Consider the following 16,995-nt stretch of genomic DNA (forward strand, 5'->3'; position numbering starts at 1 on the left):
CCGGTTCCGCCATAGGGGTTCGGCCGCTCGAACAGCGCGTTGACCCCGAAGCTGACGCAATGGGCGAGGAGATCGAGACGCGAGGTGTCGTCGAGATCGGTCAGCCAGTCCCAGAGCGCCTGATCGTCGGCTGGAACATGATCGCCCCAGCGTTCATGCCGCTCGGCAATTTCGCGGGCAGGTGTGCTGTCCTTCAATTCCTCCGATTGCGCGGCGAAGAAGACATGGCGCACGCTGGCTTCCAGGCACCCGGTCGGCGCGGTGCGCCGGAAGGTGTCGCTGATCAGCTTGTGCAGCAACATGGTCATGGCGACGTCCGGATGCTCGGCGACAGCGTTGCGCAGCGCCAGCGTGCGATGCGCGGTCAACTCGATGACGAGACGTTCTGGCAGCGGTTTGACCCCGTCATCCTCGTCTTCCTCCGGCTCGGCGGGCTGGCCGCCGATCGTGATGACCGCACGCTGGCCTGCGGGTCCGTTCGCATGATCGGCATCGCCACCTGGCTCCGATGCGTCATTGCCATCGGGTTCGACCGCGCGTTCATCCTCGGGGCGCACATAGCCGCGATCCACCGACAGCGCGCCATCCGCACCGATGCTGACGAAGGCGCCGGCCATGGCGATGTCGCCGGGATCGTAGATCGCCGGACGCTGCTCGAAGGCGTCGAGCGCCTGTTCGATCTCCCCTAGCCGCTCGTCGATCTCGTCGGGAAGCTCATCGGCCTCACCATATTCGGATTCGAGTCGGTCGAACTCGTCGCGCAGCGCCTCGCGGGTCGCGCGCTCCTCCTCGGTCAGATCGACCGTAGTGCCGACGAGCTGCCGCAGCCCATGCTGGTGGCCATACGGGAAGCTCACAGCGACCTCGATCCATTTCCAGCCCTCGGCGGCAATGGCCTCCGCTTCGGCCTTCAGCTTTTCGGCCACCAGTTGATCGAGCAGCACCGGGTCCTGCAACCAGCCGCCATCGTCGGACTGGAAGAGATCGCGCAGCACGATGCCGCCCGCCGCTTCATAGGCCCCCACGCCCACGAAAACGGCCCGCTTGTCGGAGGCCCTCACGGCGGTTTCGGTCAGCATCCGGCGGATGGTGTAGGGCTCTTTCTGCCAGCCATCCTTGATCGCCGCCCAGACCTGTTCCTGACGATCATGGTCAGGGGAGACAGTGAAGGCCATGAGCTGTTCGAGCGTCATGCCGTCCTCGGCATAGGTTCCGAGCAGCGCGGGCGAGACGGATGCCAGGCGCAGGCGTTGCTTGACGACCTTGACGTCAACGAAGAAGGCCGCCGCGATTTCCTCTTCAGTCATGCCCTTTTCGCGCAGCGCCTGGAAGGCGCGGAACTGGTCAAGGGGATGCAGCGGCGCGCGCTCGATATTTTCGGCGAGCGAGACCTCGTCGATGAGGATATCGCCTCTGGCTTCCGAGACGACGCAGGGCACCGATGCGGTCTTGTTCAGGCGCTTCTGCTTCACCAGCAGTTCGAGCGCCCGATAGCGGCGCCCGCCGGCCGGCACCTCGAACATGCCGGTCTCCTTGCCGTCCGCGTCGACCACCGGCCGGACATGCAGCGACTGAATCAGGCCGCGGCGGGCGATGGATTCGGCCAGTTCCTCGACCGAAACACCGGCCTTGACGCGCCGGACATTGGACTGGGAGAGCACCAGCTTGTTGAAGGGAATGTCGCGCGAGGACGACAGGGTGATTTTCTGAGCGGCAGTAGCCATGTTCCTTACTCCGCGACGGGCGCCGAAAGCCTCTCTCTCGGCCTGAAAACCCGTCATGAAGCGTAGCGCCGCCCTCTTCCTCTAAGAGAGCAGCGCCACGAAAACGGCAGATGGAGAGGCACCGGAAGCGCAAAGCCGGAAACACGGGGGAACGCGTTTCCGGCTTTGTGGATATCAGGCCGCGCGATCGAGAAGCTTCTTCGCCTTGCCCTCCATCTCGAGGCGGGCGTCCTGGTGCGCCTTGTCGCGGGCAAGCGCGGTAATCCCCTGCACGAAATCGAAGATGGATTCCGGCGGCCTGCCTTCCTCGGCCAGCACCGTATCGATGATCCGGCCGGTTTCGGCGCGGGAGAAGCCGCGCTTTCGCAGGAAGTCGGTTCGGTCCTCATCAGTGCGGGCAACGATCCGCTCGCGCGCAGCCTTGATACCGTTGACGAAGGGCATGGGGGAAGAATTGGCAAAGTTCAGCAGCGCCGGCGCGGCCTCATGGGCGAAGCGTGACGCGGCATATTTGGAATGCCGGATCGTGATCTCCTCGAAATCCTCGACGCCCCAGAGGTTGCGGTTCTGGCACACGGCCCGGAGATAGAAGCTCGCCATGCCGAGCGTCTTGGCGCCGACTTCGGAATTCCAGCAGTAGAATCCCCGGAAATAGAGATCGGGCGATCCATCGGGCAGCTTGCCGGCCTCGATGGGGTTGAGATCGTCGACGAGAAACAGGAATACGTCGCGATCCGAGGCGTAGAGCGTCGTCGTGTCCTTAGTTATGTCCACGCGCGGATTGTAGATGCCGGTGGACCAGTCGAGCACGCCGGGCACTTTCCAGCGCGTGTCGCCGATTCCGTTTCCAGCGATGCGCTGCACGGCTTCGACCAGCTCGTAATCGAAGATGCGGCCATAGTCCGGCCCGGTGACAGCGCGCAGTTCCAAGCGGCCGTTCTCGATCTCCATGGTCTTGATCTGCTCGGCGCGGTGTGAGGTCAGGCCATATTGCAGGTTGATGCCGGCCAATGCGGCGGGAAGCTGGCGTAGATAAGCGGCCGGCGCCCCGACCAGGCCGGCGAGCTGGCCGAAGCTCCAATGGGTCGGCGCGACCGGAGCGTCGGCCCCCGGCAGCATCAGCGACAGCCGTTCGGGATCGTCCCGGCTCGCCTCGACATGGATCAGCGCGCTTTCCAGCACACGGGTCTTGCTGCGCTCGGCGCGGGACCGGACTGTCTCCGCCAGGGTGTCGAGGGACAGAAATCGCTCGTCGTCCGGCCGGTTGAACCATTCCGACGAAACGCGGCCAACCCGCTCGCCGCAGCTGACATCCACCTTGTAGCCCCCACTCGTATCGCGGCGGGCATCGAGAACCTGCATGGTCATGGGATCAAACTCCATGACGGGCGCCGGAGGCCTCTCCTCCAACTTCCAACCCGTCACGGAAAACCCTCCAGACTCTCACTCTCGGGGGGCGTTGCGGGGTCTCCCCGCAGAAGGGGTCGACCGAGACTACAGGCTCGGCCGCAGGGGAAGGCCTTCCCCTCCCGGAGGTTCCAGATCGCGATCCGAGTAGTTCCAATCAGCGGCTTGTTGACTTCCAATCAGCGGAAAAGTCGGCGGTGGGTGCCAGCGCCGGTTCCGCGTGTGAATTTGCCAGCAATGCCATGTCTAGCCTTCGCTGAAGTGGGCGTCACGTGCCCAATGTTGCGAAAGCTCAACTTTCGTCCACAATAGTACTCTGGGATTTCTGCAAGTCGATTTGCAGCGCGGGGGCTGGTTAGATGTCAAAATCAAAGACGTTTACGCTCTATCTCGCGAAGGTTGAGGTCGAGGAATTTGAACATGTGCTGACGGAAGCGGCGAAAACCCGCGTTAACGCGGGAGACGCGGTCGTAGCTGACTCTGAGGGGCTGGGCAGTAAAGCAAGGGCTTACATTTTCGACAACGTCCCACGTCCTCCAACATGGCTTTCCGATGTGGGGGAGGTTTTCGGTGGGCTGCCTGCGATCAAGAACAAGTCGTCATGTGCCGTTGTGGTCTTTGAGCATGCGAAGCGGATATTCGTCACCTCGTTTGCGCATGGCTGGCAGTACATTGATGACTCGAAGATCGAAACAGATTTCGGTCTTCGGGTTGCCATTAATTCGCTGAACGACAGCAAGTTGAGGAGGATCGATCGTAGCCATCTGGGAGAAGCCATAAAGGGCGTTTCCCAGTCAGCTTTTCAAAGGGACCTGCAAGCGTTCGGAATCGACGAAGCGCTCGATCTTGTGCGGCGGATAACGGGGCGGACGGATGACGACGACTTTGCCAACAGCCTTGCTGGTTCTACATCACTGAAAATTACGCGCGAAATGACATTGTCGGACTTGGCCGGGATTGCCGAAGAGGCTCTGACGCGATTCCAGTCGGACGATTACAAAAAGACTGGCTTTCAGATCATCGACAAGGTGCGACCAATCCTCGATCAGACCATGTTGATGACGCTGGATGCAAAGGCGGTGGAAATTATCAAGGCCGGGCAAGATAATTTCGAGCTGTCGATGCCTGGGTGGTCGGAAGAGGATGTCGTCTATTTCGGATTCAGCGGCCTGTATGTCAAAGGACGCTTTCCCGACCTTTTGATGGCGAATTATCGCGCTGAACTTGGCGATAACATTGCCGGTCTGGACGTGAACTCGCTGGTCAAAAAGCATGGCGTTTTTGCCGAATTCGCCAATGATGCGATGGTGAAGAAGCGCTGGAGCCTAAAAAAGGCACTAATTGGCTCGGTGGTGATCGATGATGGTCTGTACGCGATCAGCGAAGGGGAATGGTATCGGCTGGATCAGCAGTTCAAGAATGATGTCGATCTCGGATTTCAAGGGCTTGTTAAGGAATGGTCCTCAGCTCCGTTGAAAATAATCAAAAAGGTATCGGAGGACGGAAAGAAGACAGGTTTCGAGGGCGAGCTTGAATATAACAAACGATGCGCGGTGTCCTACAGCCAGATTTGTCTGGATCAGGAAATTCTCCTGGTTCCATCAGTTCCTTACGGGAAATTTGAGGCCTGCGATCTGCTCGACATCGCCAGCAAGCGACTGATACACGTCAAAAAGAGTTCGCGGCAATCCAGCGTTCTTAGCCACTTCTTCAAGCAGGGTAGCAATTCGGCACGGCTTCTTAAGACATATCCCGAAGCCCGGCAAATTCTGGTGGAACGGGTGCATGCTCTGACGGACAACGACACTGCGGAGGCACTGAAAGCCAATCTAGGCGACTCTCTCTCCGATTGGGTGATCGAATTCCACATCATTGACGCGCCACGCCCGGACGGTTCGTTTACGATCCCATTTTTCAGCCGCATTACGCTCAGGGATGAGGCGCGGACGTTGAAGGGAATGACGTTCGATGTGGTGCTCAGGTTCATTCCGACTTGAGGCAGATCATGAGAGACACGCAAGCAGATGGGAAAACTGCTTGAGCCGCCGCGCGTCGATGTCGTCATACTCGCAACGAGCGGACCTTTTCGGCGGATACGGTGGCAGCCATTGGAAAGCAGGCGCAATCAGATCGGGGGCTCGGGATCGATATGTAGCCGGAGAGCCATCTGGAAATGCTCCTCACGGCGCGCCCGGGGCTGATCGCGGGATTTGGCTTACGTTGAACGAAAAAGGGGCATGAATGAGAAACTGGCTTCGCAAAGGCGGCAAGGTCACGGCGGAAACGGCGCGGCAGATAACAGGGATCAGCACGCCTCTCGGCGGCGTACAATGGGCCGACCCTGGTCCATCCGAAACCGAACTCGTCCGGCGCTTCCTCGTCTTTCTCGAAGACCGCCGCGTTCTCTACAATCCCTTCCAGCTTGAAGTGGAAAGCCAAGTCGAGCATTCCATCCACCAAATCCGAGAGGAATGCACCAAGACGCTGCAAGCGCTGTCTGCGTCTGCGTTCGCCATCGCGCCGATCCGGGCAATCCGCGAAGCCGGGCGTCGGTTCCATGACGACCAGCTTGAAGAGTTCCCCCATTTCGACGGAGATTGGCCGCGTCGCGGCCTGCCCGGCTTCTTCATGGCTTTGGGCGCTTACCGTGCCACAGTCGGCCATCAGGTAGCCCTTCTGGCAGGGCGCTACGGGATCGACATTGAGGGAGATCTTGCGTCGATCATACCGGCCCTTGGCGACAGTGCCCCTGATGGTGGAGGCTGAACGGGTCGTGTGTCAACCGACGCGCTCCGGACAAATGGTGAGACATAGTTCTTCTTTTGTTCGATATTTTGCCTTGACCGGCAGGAGATGCGCAGTCATCTTGAGAATCGGTATGCTGCAGTCTGCAGCAGTTCATTCAGCGGGATTTCGATGGCCGCAAAGCATCGCGTGACGATCAACCTGATCGAAAGTGAATACGAGGCGCTCGTAGCTTTGTCGGAAAAGAACCGCGTCTCACTGGCATGGCTTGGCCGCCGCGCGATCAGAGAACTGCTTGATCGGTATCAGGAGGGTCAGGATCAGTTACCGTTGACCGACCTGCGGGATGAATCGAGAAACGAGTAATGCAGCGCACGATCGGGGGAAGCGTGAGCAACAGTGCAGCAGATTATTTGCACGACGATCCGGAAGAAAGAGAACGCGCGGCCCGCGCAATTCTGACGGATGGTATTGTCATGGCGCGCGCCCTGGCGGCATCGGTGCCGCCGGAAGAGCGGCTGCCAACGGCGCGGGCGCTCGTTTTTGCGACGATCAGTTCCTACTGGTCGCACGCGCAAAAGGAGCGGCCAAAGTCCTGGACCCTTTCTGCCCTCCCTCGTGAGATCGACTGCGCCCCGATTTCGGACTCAGCTCTCGCTCTTGCCCATTCCATGGGGTCGGCTGCCGCCGATCTCGACGGGATGGAGGCAAGCTACCTGATTGGCGTCCTTTATACGGCGATGATGCCGGGAAAAGTCCGGGCTGATTTCGGAGCGTATTATACGCCGCCTGCACTGTGCGAACGCCTTTTGGACATGGCGACCGAAGCTGGGGTTGACTGGCGGACGGCGAAGGTGCTCGACCCGGCTTGCGGCGGCGGTGCTTTCCTGTCGCCTGTCGCGCGGCGCATGGCGGAGCAACTGACCGATTGCGCCCCCGGAATTGCCCTGAAGAACATCGTTGGCAGGCTCAGGGGATTCGAGCTCGATCCATTCGCCGCATGGATGTCGCACGTCTTTCTTGAGGATGCTCTTGCGCCGCTTTGCATCGCATCCGGCACCAGATTGCCGACGCTCGTGGATGTTTGCGACAGCCTTGAGCGCGAGCCGGAAGGATCGGCGTATGATCTCGTCATAGGAAATCCACCATACGGGCGCGTTACTCTGTCCACCGAACTGCGCGAGCGGTTCCGTCGCGGCCTTTTTGGACACGCGAACCTGTACGGCGTCTTTACCGATCTTGCGCTACGCTTTACCCGCCCCAGCGGGATCGTTGCCTATGTAACGCCGACCAGCTTCCTTGGCGGCGAGTACTTCAAGGCGCTGCGCGGCCTTCTTGGCCGCGAAGCGCCACCTGTAAGTATCGATTTTATCACCGAACGGCGTGGGGTCTTCGCGGATGTCCTGCAAGAAACGCTGCTGGCAGCATATCGTCGCGGCGGCGCACCCGATGTCGGCCAGGTCCACTTCCTTTCTCCCACGGCGGACGGCAGGTTTGCAGCGACGGCCGCGGGTTCGTTCAGCCTGCCTTCCGAACCAGATAATCCCTGGATTGTCCCCCGCCTGAAATCACATTGCAAACTGATCCGAAGCGTTGCCGACAAGCCACATCGCCTAGCCGACTATGGCTACAAGGTCAGCACCGGCCCCCTTGTTTGGAATCGCCACAAGAAGAGCCTGCGCGATGCGGGCGGGAAAAACCGCTATCCGCTGATTTGGGCTGAATCTGTGCGCGCCGACGGGCGCTTTGAATTCCGCGCCGAAAAGCGGAACCACAAGCCGTTCTTTGAGCCGCGCCCGGAGGAACGATGGGTCGTTACAGATTTTCCCTGTGTTCTCCTTCAGCGCACAACCGCAAAGGAGCAATCACGCAGGCTGATCGCCGCAGCGCTGCCGAAAAGCTTCATCGATCGGCATGGCGCTGTGGTTGTCGAAAACCACCTCAACATGATCCGTCCGCTAAACGGCAAACCGGCGGTGTCAGCCGAAGCGCTTTCGGCATTGCTGAATACCGAGATCATCGACCAGCTCTTTCGCTGCATTAACGGCAGCGTGGCCGTTTCGGCCTATGAACTCGAAGCGCTGCCGCTGCCTGGCCCGAAGGCGATGATAGCCTTTGAGAATCTTGTCCTCAGAGGAGCGACACGGCTTGAAATCGAGACGGCTGCGACTGATCTGTTCAAGAAAGCGGGGCGCTGATGTCGTTGCCGCCGCTGCTGCCTGTCCCCGACATTCATCAACGCCTCCAGTTGATCTTTCCCGAAGGCAGCCCGAACCGGGCGAACTGCACGTGGGAAATCGCCGCAAAGACCGTTTTCGTGATGCTTTATGTCGGCGCCGTTGAAGGCGCGGATATCTGGATCAGGCCCGATCAGGTCACCCGAATGACGGACGATCAGGCATCCAAGGCCGACGAAGCCGCGCGGCACGCCTGGACGAAAGAATCGCTCAAGAGCAGCAAGGGCGAGATTCCCGGCCGCTGGTACGCCGTCAATACCCGTGAATCTATCCGCGACGATACGATCCGCGCAGGCTTCCTTGCCAATGGCGTCGTCGTTGAACGCGGCGGGCTTCCAACCACTTCTCCTTCACCGCGCTACGCCCTTAAGGGGGATTTTGCGGCGCTGTTCAATCCCGCGCTCAAGGGAACCAAACTGGACTCCACCATCGCCACCTGGCAGGGCGACAACCTGAATGCGGGCGCGCTTGCCCGCATTACGATGGTCCGCAAAGGCGCCGTTGCGGGCGGCGACCATATCATGGTGAAGTATCCGAGCGGCGAGACCCGGCGCATGGCGCCAGGACCGAGTTCGGTGATCTCCAAGGCCGTCATCGAGATATTCGCGCCGCGCTTTCTTGAGCAGCCTGCAGTCATTTTCCTGAGCGAAAGCCGCAACAAGGTTGTCAGCCGGGACGACGATCTCGCCAAGGCCATCGGCTTGCAGATTCGCGCCGAGAAGAACCTGCCGGACATCGTTCTTGCTGATCTTGGGCCGAAACATCCTCTCCTCGTCTTTATCGAAGTCGTGGCAACCGACGGCCCGGTAACGCGGGAGCGCAAACAGGCGCTGACCGAACTTGCGCAGAATGCCGGCTTCCCCGCCGAACACGTCGTCTTTGCCACTGCCTTCCTCGACCGCAGCGATTCCGCCTTCAAAAAGGCCGTTGATTCCCTCGCGTGGGGCGCATTCGTCTGGTTCGCATCCGAACCGGAGCACCTCATCCATCTCCATGAGGGGGAAGCCTCCAGCGTGAGAACCCTGACGCAATGGCGGAGTTGATCGATCAGGCAGAACTCACCGGTCTCTTTTGCGCGAGACCTCAAAATTTCGCCTGGTTCCTCGGCGCGGGGACATCAAGGTCGGCGGGGCTGCCCACGGCCACAGACGTTATCTGGGATTTGAAGCGGCGCCACTATTGCCGCGAAGAAAACCAGGAGATTGCCCGGCAAGATGTCCAGAACGAAGCGGTTCAGGCCCGCATCCAAGCTTTCATGGACGCGCGGGGATTCCCCGAGCAATGGGCCGACGACGAATATGCGACCTACTTTGAAAAGATTTTCGGCACCGACAGGGAGCGGCAGCGGCGCTATCTGAAAGGGATGCTGTCCGAGGACCGGGTGGCCCTCTCGGTCGGCAACCGCGTGCTCGGCGCGCTGATCTCTTCCGGGCTCACGCGCATCGTGTTCAGCACCAATTTCGACACCGTTGTCGAAAAAGGAGTCGCCGAAGTCTCCGGCGGTTCGCTTTCGGCCTTTCATCTTGAGGGTTCATCTGCCGCAAACCAGGCACTGAACAACGAAGAGTTCCCAATCTATTGTAAGCTGCACGGCGATTTTCGCTATGACAGCATCAAGAACCTCCCGGCCGACCTTGCGCGCCAGAACGACGCGCTTGCTGCCTGCATGGTGAATGCCGGCAGGCGCTTCGGCTTTATCATCGCGGGCTATAGCGGACGCGACGCCAGCATTATGAAGCTGCTGCGCACTGTGCTTGATGGCGATAACGCTTTCCCGCACGGCCTGTTCTGGACCGGCCTGAAAGGAAGCCCAATCCCGCCTCCGGTGAACCAACTTCTGGAGGAGGCAGCGGCGAAAGGGGTCAACGCGCGTTATGCCGAGATCGAGACATTTGACACGCTCATGCTTCGGCTTTGGCGGAACATCGACAACAAACCCGCCGACCTCAATGCGAAGGTGCAGAAAACCGGCTCCGCTTCGGTGAGCATTCCGCTGCCGGTGACCGGTCAGGCCAAGCCGCTTCTGCGTTTCAATGCGCTACCAATCCGGGAACTTCCGCAGCGCTGCCTTTCCCTGTCATTCAAGACGCCAAAGGAATGGGCTGATTTGAGGGAAGCGCGGCACGACACGGAGGGGCAACTGATCTTCACCAGGGCGGATGCCGTCTGGTGCTGGGGCGAGAGGGAAGCCGTCACCGCGCAATTCGGCGACGATCTTGTCTCCGTGTCGGAAGCCGACCTTCCGTCTGATTTCACTGAGGCTGAAAATCTGCACGTAAAGGGGTTTCTGGAAGAAGCGATCTGCGCGGCAATTGCGCGTGATCGCCCCGTCCTGTCCCGCACTACCCGCTCATCGGCCTTTCTTATCGCTGATCCGCATACAGAAGATGCGGGCGCACTGGGACCGCTGTCTCGCATCGTCGGCAAGACCTCCGGGATTGTCCCCGGCTTGTTTTCGGCAGTCACCGACGAACATCCGCAAGCTGAACAGGTGCGCTGGTCCGAAGCAGCGCGCATTTCGATCGACATGAAGAACGGCGCCGTGTGGCTTCTGATTGATCCGGACATATGGATCTGGCCCGCCAGAGCTCGTCAGGATGCAGTCGAGTTCCTCGACCAGCGCCGCCGGGACCGCTTGAATAGCAAGTACAACGAACTTTTGAGCGCATGGGTGCAGATCATCCTTGGCACCGACCAAAGGGGTGTTGATGTCCGGCTTGCAGCGTTCGACGGTTCTGAAGACGCCGGTAATCCCGCTTTCCTCATAGGAAGCCGCACGGCCTTTGCGCGGAGGCTCGGGAGATGAGCGGCGGCACCGAGGAATTGTCCGGCTATACCAAGCTGTCCGAACCCGTTTTGATGTTCGCTGAAAACGGCAGGCACAAGCATCCTTTGCTCGGGTTGCTGAACCACGGTCCCTACGGCCTCAAACTCGGCGCGCCGACTACACTCCGTTTTGCCCTCGTTGCACCTGAGCGCGATATGGGGAAGCTGCGCGGCCTTGTCGGGGAACTGGACAAGCCGGCCGCGCCCAAAGAGGCCAAGAACTACTATCCGGAATATCCGGGCTTCACGCAGGCATTCCGCATTCCGATAGCGCCGCTCGATGAGCGCGTGCAGATCGTGCTACCGGAAAGTCTCGATGCGCACGCGCAGGCGGGTGCGGAACACGATCTGGCGCGGGAACTGTTCCAGTGCGTCTCGCAATTGAAGGCCGCGCGGGGAAGCTTCGATCTCGCACTGATCTATCTGCCGCCTCACTGGTCCTCCTGCTTCGAGGGCGAGAATTTCAATTTCCACGACTTCCTGAAGGCCTACTGCGCGCCCTCGAACATCCCGGTCCAGATCGTGCGGGAGTCCAGTTTCGAGCGTACTTGCCGCGCGAATGTCATGTGGGGATTAAGTGTCGCCGCTTTTGCCAAAGCCGGCGGCGTGCCCTGGAAACTGACCGGCCTGAGCCAGGACGAAGCCTTTGTGGGTATCAGCTACGCTATCAAAACCGACCGTGGTGGAAATTTGTACAGTACATGCTGCAGCCAGGTCTTTGATCCCGACGGCACCGGCTTCCGGTTCGTTGCCTATGATGCCCGCGAGTTCACACAAGACGGCAGGCGCAACCCGTACCTGTCCTACTACGAGATGCAATCGGTCCTCTCACGGAGCCTGGAAATCTATCAGAGCGGGCATTTTGGCCAAACGCCGAGGAAGATTACGGTTCACAAGAATACGCCGTTCAAGGATGAGGAGATTCTGGGCGCCCTCGACAGCTTCCGGGATGGCACTGAAGTCGAACTCGTCCAGATCGTAAAGAACGTCTCCTGGAAAGCTGTCCGGTTCGACGCGAAGACGCCGCCGCAGCCGTACAACTATCCCGTCGAACGAGGCACCTACGTCCCGATCGAAGGAAACGAAGCGTTGTTATGGACGCAAGGGAGCGTCATTGGCGTACATGTCGAGAATCCGAACTGGAATGTTTACAAGGAAGGGGTGTTAAAGCCGACGCCATCTCCCATATTGCTTCGCCGCTTTACCGGCGCTGGCGGCTGGCACGAAACCTGCGCGGCCGTTCTTGGCCTGACGAAAATGGATTGGAATAACAATACACTATACAAGAAGCTGCCGGTTACGTTAGTTTACTCAAAATATTTTGCCGATATTGTACAACAGAATCCAAACATCGTTGATACAGTCTATGATTTCAGGAATTTTATGTAGATGGTACGGTCCGGAAAGCGAGAAAGTTTGAACTGCTGCTGTCGCTGCGACCGCGGGGGGCGGGATGCACACTTGTCCACCACCGCATGACGCTCTTGAAGAATGGCTGGAGGGCCACCCTTCAACCAACGGCAAGTTCGGCCACCTTCTGCTCTTGCAGAAGGAGATCGACCGCGAAGCTCTATGCCAGGCTCTACTTCCCTATTTTGAATCAGCCCACCTTGATGCGCGGGAGGTCTTCCATGCCGATATCGGCATTGACCTCCACCCCGACGCAGGTGATGGCGGCGACGCACCCATAGAGTACCCCGGCTGTCTTCCCGGCACGACGCGGAAGGGCCTGTTTGGCGAAGTGATGGCCGGGCTTATCACCGAGGGCTACGAACTAGTTGGCGCGCATGACTGGTGTGTGCCGATTTTCCTGTTCCGCTATCACGAGGATGCGCGGAACTACCTTTTCGCGCTGGCCCGCAACCCGGAAAGGAAGCGCCAGACAATCGGACGCCTTGGTTCTGATTTCATTGGCTTGCTCCTAGACGAGGATGGCGCCGTTGTAAGATTCATCGCGGGTGAGGCCAAATGGCGGAAGACGCTGACGCAGTCGGTAGTGGATTCGCTGATGCACGGAAAAAAGATAGACGATCCTGCCGGCGGAGGAGGGAAAGTCCATTCTGGTAAAGGCGTCTGGAACGACGTGAATAATGACCCGCCCGTCCCAATTGGTGTGCGCCAACTTATGAGGCTTTTGCAGGAGCACGATCCCGACGGCTACGATGCGGCAATATTGTCGATGGAACGGGCTTTGGTCCTAAATGACCCCGAGCCGCTTCCCAGGACCGACCTTATCATCATCGTCGGCAACGGCGCTGCCACGCGCGAAAAAATGAACTGCCTTCTGCCATTCAAGGAAATGCCCGACGACTATACCGCAGGACACGATCTGCAACTGGTGGAAGTCATCCTCGAAGACGGCGAGGAATTGATCGACGCTCTCTATGAGAGCCTTTGGTCTGATGGAGGCGGTGATGCCTGAACTGGACCAGGATCGGCTGGAAATCGCTGAACAGCTTCGACGCGAGGTCGCGCCGGAGGACACGCTAACACCCATTCAGGCGCGATCGTTCGTGCGGGGATTGCAGACCGCATGGGAAGTGCCGACCATTCAATGGGGCAATGCGGAATCCCGAAGTCAACTCTATGATGCGCGGCGCCTGCTCGATGCCGCCGCCATCTTCCGCAAGGTCGAAGGTGAAGCTTCTGCGAATGCCATCCTGTGCTACCGCCGTGCCGGCGAATTGCTGGAATGGCTCACACGCGCCCATGACGACCTCGAAACTTTTGTGCCGCTGGAACTGCTTGCGGCTGCATCATACCAGTTGGGCGGCTTGCCGGCGATGTCGGCTGCGCTGCTTGGGCAGGTGCGCCTCGACAGCGCCGGAAGGCGACTCTATGCACGGTTCCTGCGCGCCGACTTTGATGGCGTAATCCGCACCGTTACCGCGTTCTGGCGCGATCATCTGGACATCACCGACCGGGAGGCCCCCGGACGCCTGCTCGGTGATGACGGTGAGGACAAGGTTAGCTGGTATTTCACGGTCGAACTGATCCGTGCGCTCGGCGCCATTGCTGACGCCTTGCGCCGCGGTGATGACCAGCGCCTTGACCGCGCGCTCGCCAAGCTATCCGCACTCGACAAGATGGCCGTGCGCACCCTGGGTGACGATGCGTCTGCCCTTGTGGCGCTCTTGTATCAGGTTGCGATTACATATCGGGACGCAAGCATCTATACGCCGGTTCGCGCACTTGGCGCTCTTAATCCTGAACGTGCGCCACGCCTTGAGGCCTTTGCCCGAACCCAGTTCAGCCGCAAGCGCGGCATTCTCTGGACCTCGCAGCGGCACGGCATAGCGCGGCTTCTCGAAGAATCATCATTTGCCTTATGCACGCCCACCGGCTCCGGGAAGACGCTGGTTGCCAATCTCGCGCTCGTCAAGGAGCTGCTTCTGCGGGAAGAGCAAGATCCCGCGCCGCTCGCCTTGTATCTGGTTCCCTCAAGAGCGCTGGCAGGCGAAGTGGAGGCAAAGCTGACGGGGGAACTTGGCCGCGACCTCATCGTGACAGGCCTCTATGGCGGTTCGGATTGGGGGGTGACCGACTATTGGCTTGATGCAGACAGGCCAACTGTCCTCATAGCGACGGTCGAGAAGGCCGATGCCCTAATGCGCTATCTCGGCCCGCTATTGTTGCGCCGCCTGCGGCTCTTAATCGTCGATGAAGCCCACCAGGTCGTTCCTGAGGATAATGAACGGACGCAAGCGGATTTCGCAGAACATTCCAACCGCTCAATTCGGCTTGAAGGATTTGTGTCACGCCTGCTGGCTCAATCTCCGGATATCGTCAGGATTGCGCTGACAGCCGTGGCCGGCGGAGCCGCGTCTCCGGTTGCACGCTGGATCGAGGGTCGTGAGGATGCGCAGGCAGTCGGAACGCGCTACCGGAGCACAAGGCAGATTGTCGGCGTTTTCGAGACGGCATATGGCAGTTCCGGCCGGATGCTGCTTGAACTAATGAACGGGCGGCCGTTGTTTGTGCGTGGACGCGACGAACCCGTTTATCTGCGCCTCGGCACGCCGCCGATGCCTGACCTATCGGCGGCGATGCGCCACAGCATTTATCGTTTCAATGAACTGGACGTTCTGTGGACTGCGCTGCATCTCATCGACGATGACCGTCGCATCCTCATTTCGGTTGCCCAGCAGCCGGAAAAGACCATGGGGTGGTACAAGGACGCTTTGGAACTCGAAAGCTGGCAGGACGCGCTGACCTTTGAACCTCCCGAGGACGACGAGGGACGCGCCCGTTTTGATGAGACAAGAGCGGCCTGCATAGACTATTGCGGTGAGGATTCCTACGAACTCGCACTGCTCGACCAGGGCATTGCTACTAACCACGGGCAGATGCCACAGCGCCTCAGAAGGCTTATGACCGACCTCATCGACCGGGGAATTTGCCCGATCACGGTGGCCACCGCAACTTTGACAGAAGGCGTCAATCTTCCATTCGACATCATCTTTCTCACGGCGTTGAAACGCCGGACATACGATCCGGTGAACAACACCCCCGTTGAAACGCCGATTTCCGCGGCTGAATTCCGCAATCTGTCGGGCAGGGCCGGACGGCCGGGCGCGAGCAATGGTATGGAAGGCATCACACTGGTTGCCATACCCAGGCGGCCTGCATCAACTGCGCCTAAACAGATTCCCTTGCAGCGCCGCCAGATTCGCGCCCTTCGCGATGATTACGACGCGCTTAGGCGCAGGCTCCTCGCGGAAGAACTTGAGCAGGCCGAAGTCGATAGCCCGCTGGCATTGCTGCTGCAGAGCATTGCAGATCGCGTGCGGGACTTGCTTGGATTGCAGGGCGACGCCTTTCTGGAATGGCTTGAAGCCGCAATCCCTCCGGATATCAGCGATGAGGCGGGCCGTGCCGAAACCTCCGAAGAAAGCCGGCTCGCCGATAGCGTGGACGAACTCGACGGGATACTCCTGAGCGCCATCGAAGAAATCGAGCGCCTGCGGGCAGAAGGGCTGGAAGGAGCGGCAGCCGAAGACGCATTTATGCAGCTTTGGCGCAGGACTTTCTCCGCTTACGCAGCAGCCCAGGAAGAATGGCTGGAGCGTGCATTCGTACGCCGTGGACGCGCCATCATCGACGAAATTTATCCCGATGCGGAGGAACGCAGCCGGTTATACCAATATGGTTTCACGCCGTATGTCGGGCGGCGGTTTGAAGCAATCGCACCGGATATGAGGGCCGTGATCGAGGCGGCGCAGGACTATGGCAGCGCAACCGCAGAAGACCGTCTCGCCGTCTTCGTCGCGCTTGGCGAACTCATTGCCGCCGATCGTGGGTACGGCTTTCGTGTTCGAGCCACCGAAACCGATCGGACGCTCCTCGAAAACTGGCAAGGCGTGCTGGGATGGTGGGTTCTGGCACCGGAGGCAGCCAGTCCCGATCCGAGCCGACTGCGCGCATGGCAGCGCTTTGTCGCTGATAACATTGAATTTCGGTTAGGCGTAGCAGTGGGCGCCGTAGTGGCGCGGGCTTGGTCGGACGGTGCCGGTGATCCGCTGACTGTACCCTCTCTGGATGCTTGGCGTGAAACGACAGGACTGCCGTGGTTTGGCTTTTGGGCGCGAGAATTGCTGCGATGGGGAACACTCGACCCGTTCGTCGCCTTCGCTCTCTCGCAAGGCTTGGCGCAGACCAGAGAAGCGGCTGCCGCCCGGCGGGAGGAGTATGAAACATGGCTGGAGGCAGAATATGACAATCTCGACGCCGAGGATTTTATCGATCCGCAGCTCTTCCTTGCCTGGGAACGCAGCCTGCCCCAGCCGGAGCGCGCGGCAGGCCGCGGAAACAGTGTCCCAGTGGAATTGACCGGCACGACAGGTGAGCGCGGCCTGTACCGTGTTGTCCCCGTGGTTGCGGACGACGCCATCAACTGGATCGATGCGGCCGGTTATGTTCTTGCTCGATCAAAACGTGATGACTCGCCGTTTCGCGGCCGGTTCCATCGTCAGGATTTCGAGCTCCATACCGACGTCAGGCGGCCTTTTGTGGACAGGACATTCGCCGGGTGAGGTTGCAGGTTCTCGATCGGCCCG

At 59.8% G+C, this 16,995-nt stretch carries 11 protein-coding genes; 9 read left to right on the plus strand and 2 right to left on the minus strand.

What is annotated here, in order from left to right; genetic code table 11:
- Together NUU27_RS09460 and NUU27_RS09465 are read right to left on the minus strand one after the other, a co-directional pair.
- Positions 1-1,724 (minus strand): ParB/RepB/Spo0J family partition protein (locus NUU27_RS09460; RefSeq protein WP_257761850.1); only part of this gene is annotated, 1,724 nt, incomplete at its 3' end.
- A 174-nt stretch (positions 1,725-1,898) separates the two neighbouring features.
- Entirely contained in the window at positions 1,899-3,092 is a 1,194-nt protein-coding gene (locus NUU27_RS09465; RefSeq protein ID WP_257761851.1) for a DUF932 domain-containing protein, read from the minus strand.
- Positions 3,093-3,490: 398 nt separating this feature from the next.
- Between NUU27_RS09465 and NUU27_RS09470 the strand changes: the two genes are divergently transcribed.
- The 9 genes from NUU27_RS09470 (at position 3,491) to NUU27_RS09510 (ending at position 16,971) form a co-directional block, all read left to right on the plus strand.
- A complete protein-coding gene (locus tag NUU27_RS09470; protein WP_257761852.1) occupies positions 3,491-5,128 on the plus strand; it encodes a DUF6119 family protein in 1,638 nt (545 codons plus the stop codon).
- 244 nt (positions 5,129-5,372) lie between these two features.
- Positions 5,373-5,897, plus strand: a complete 525-nt coding sequence (locus NUU27_RS09475; protein WP_257761853.1) for a DUF6650 family protein — start codon at positions 5,373-5,375, stop codon at positions 5,895-5,897.
- A 150-nt stretch (positions 5,898-6,047) separates the two neighbouring features.
- Positions 6,048-6,242, plus strand: coding sequence for a ribbon-helix-helix protein, CopG family (locus NUU27_RS09480; protein ID WP_257761854.1), 195 nt, complete (start codon positions 6,048-6,050; stop codon positions 6,240-6,242).
- Positions 6,242-8,074 carry a class I SAM-dependent DNA methyltransferase gene (locus NUU27_RS09485; protein WP_257761855.1) on the plus strand — a complete coding sequence of 611 codons (1,833 nt, stop codon included), beginning with the start codon at positions 6,242-6,244 and terminating at the stop codon, positions 8,072-8,074. Before NUU27_RS09480 ends, NUU27_RS09485 begins: the two co-directional genes overlap by 1 nt.
- A complete protein-coding gene (locus NUU27_RS09490; protein ID WP_257761856.1) occupies positions 8,074-9,156 on the plus strand; it encodes a BsuBI/PstI family type II restriction endonuclease in 1,083 nt (360 codons plus the stop codon). Before NUU27_RS09485 ends, NUU27_RS09490 begins: the two co-directional genes overlap by 1 nt.
- Positions 9,144-10,919, plus strand: coding sequence for an SIR2 family protein (locus NUU27_RS09495; RefSeq protein WP_257761857.1), 1,776 nt, complete (start codon positions 9,144-9,146; stop codon positions 10,917-10,919). Before NUU27_RS09490 ends, NUU27_RS09495 begins: the two co-directional genes overlap by 13 nt.
- Positions 10,916-12,328 (plus strand): nuclease PIN, encoded by a 1,413-nt coding sequence (locus tag NUU27_RS09500; protein WP_257761858.1) that lies wholly within the window; start codon positions 10,916-10,918, stop codon positions 12,326-12,328. The genes NUU27_RS09495 and NUU27_RS09500 overlap by 4 nt, the downstream gene beginning before the upstream one ends.
- Positions 12,329-12,392: 64 nt before the next feature.
- Positions 12,393-13,361: an aminotransferase gene (locus NUU27_RS09505; protein WP_257761859.1), complete on the plus strand. Its 969-nt coding sequence runs from the start codon at positions 12,393-12,395 to the stop codon at positions 13,359-13,361.
- Positions 13,354-16,971, plus strand: a complete 3,618-nt coding sequence (locus NUU27_RS09510) for a DEAD/DEAH box helicase (protein ID WP_257761860.1) — start codon at positions 13,354-13,356, stop codon at positions 16,969-16,971. Before NUU27_RS09505 ends, NUU27_RS09510 begins: the two co-directional genes overlap by 8 nt.
- Positions 16,972-16,995 lie beyond the last annotated feature (24 nt).

Origin of the sequence: Nitratireductor sp. ZSWI3 (assembly GCF_024655565.1) — a bacterium.
Taxonomy (GTDB): Bacteria; Pseudomonadota; Alphaproteobacteria; order Rhizobiales; family Rhizobiaceae; genus Nitratireductor.

Coding starts and splice junctions, on each gene's coding strand:
- NUU27_RS09510 (WP_257761860.1), top strand. CDS start 13,354: ATGCCTGAACTGGACCAGGATCGGCTGGAAATCGCTGAACAGCTTCGA.
- NUU27_RS09465 (WP_257761851.1), bottom strand. CDS start 3,092: ATGACCATGCAGGTTCTCGATGCCCGCCGCGATACGAGTGGGGGCTAC.
- NUU27_RS09505 (WP_257761859.1), top strand. CDS start 12,393: ATGCACACTTGTCCACCACCGCATGACGCTCTTGAAGAATGGCTGGAG.
- NUU27_RS09500 (WP_257761858.1), top strand. CDS start 10,916: ATGAGCGGCGGCACCGAGGAATTGTCCGGCTATACCAAGCTGTCCGAA.
- NUU27_RS09485 (WP_257761855.1), top strand. CDS start 6,242: ATGCAGCGCACGATCGGGGGAAGCGTGAGCAACAGTGCAGCAGATTAT.
- NUU27_RS09475 (WP_257761853.1), top strand. CDS start 5,373: ATGAGAAACTGGCTTCGCAAAGGCGGCAAGGTCACGGCGGAAACGGCG.
- NUU27_RS09490 (WP_257761856.1), top strand. CDS start 8,074: ATGTCGTTGCCGCCGCTGCTGCCTGTCCCCGACATTCATCAACGCCTC.
- NUU27_RS09495 (WP_257761857.1), top strand. CDS start 9,144: ATGGCGGAGTTGATCGATCAGGCAGAACTCACCGGTCTCTTTTGCGCG.
- NUU27_RS09480 (WP_257761854.1), top strand. CDS start 6,048: ATGGCCGCAAAGCATCGCGTGACGATCAACCTGATCGAAAGTGAATAC.
- NUU27_RS09470 (WP_257761852.1), top strand. CDS start 3,491: ATGTCAAAATCAAAGACGTTTACGCTCTATCTCGCGAAGGTTGAGGTC.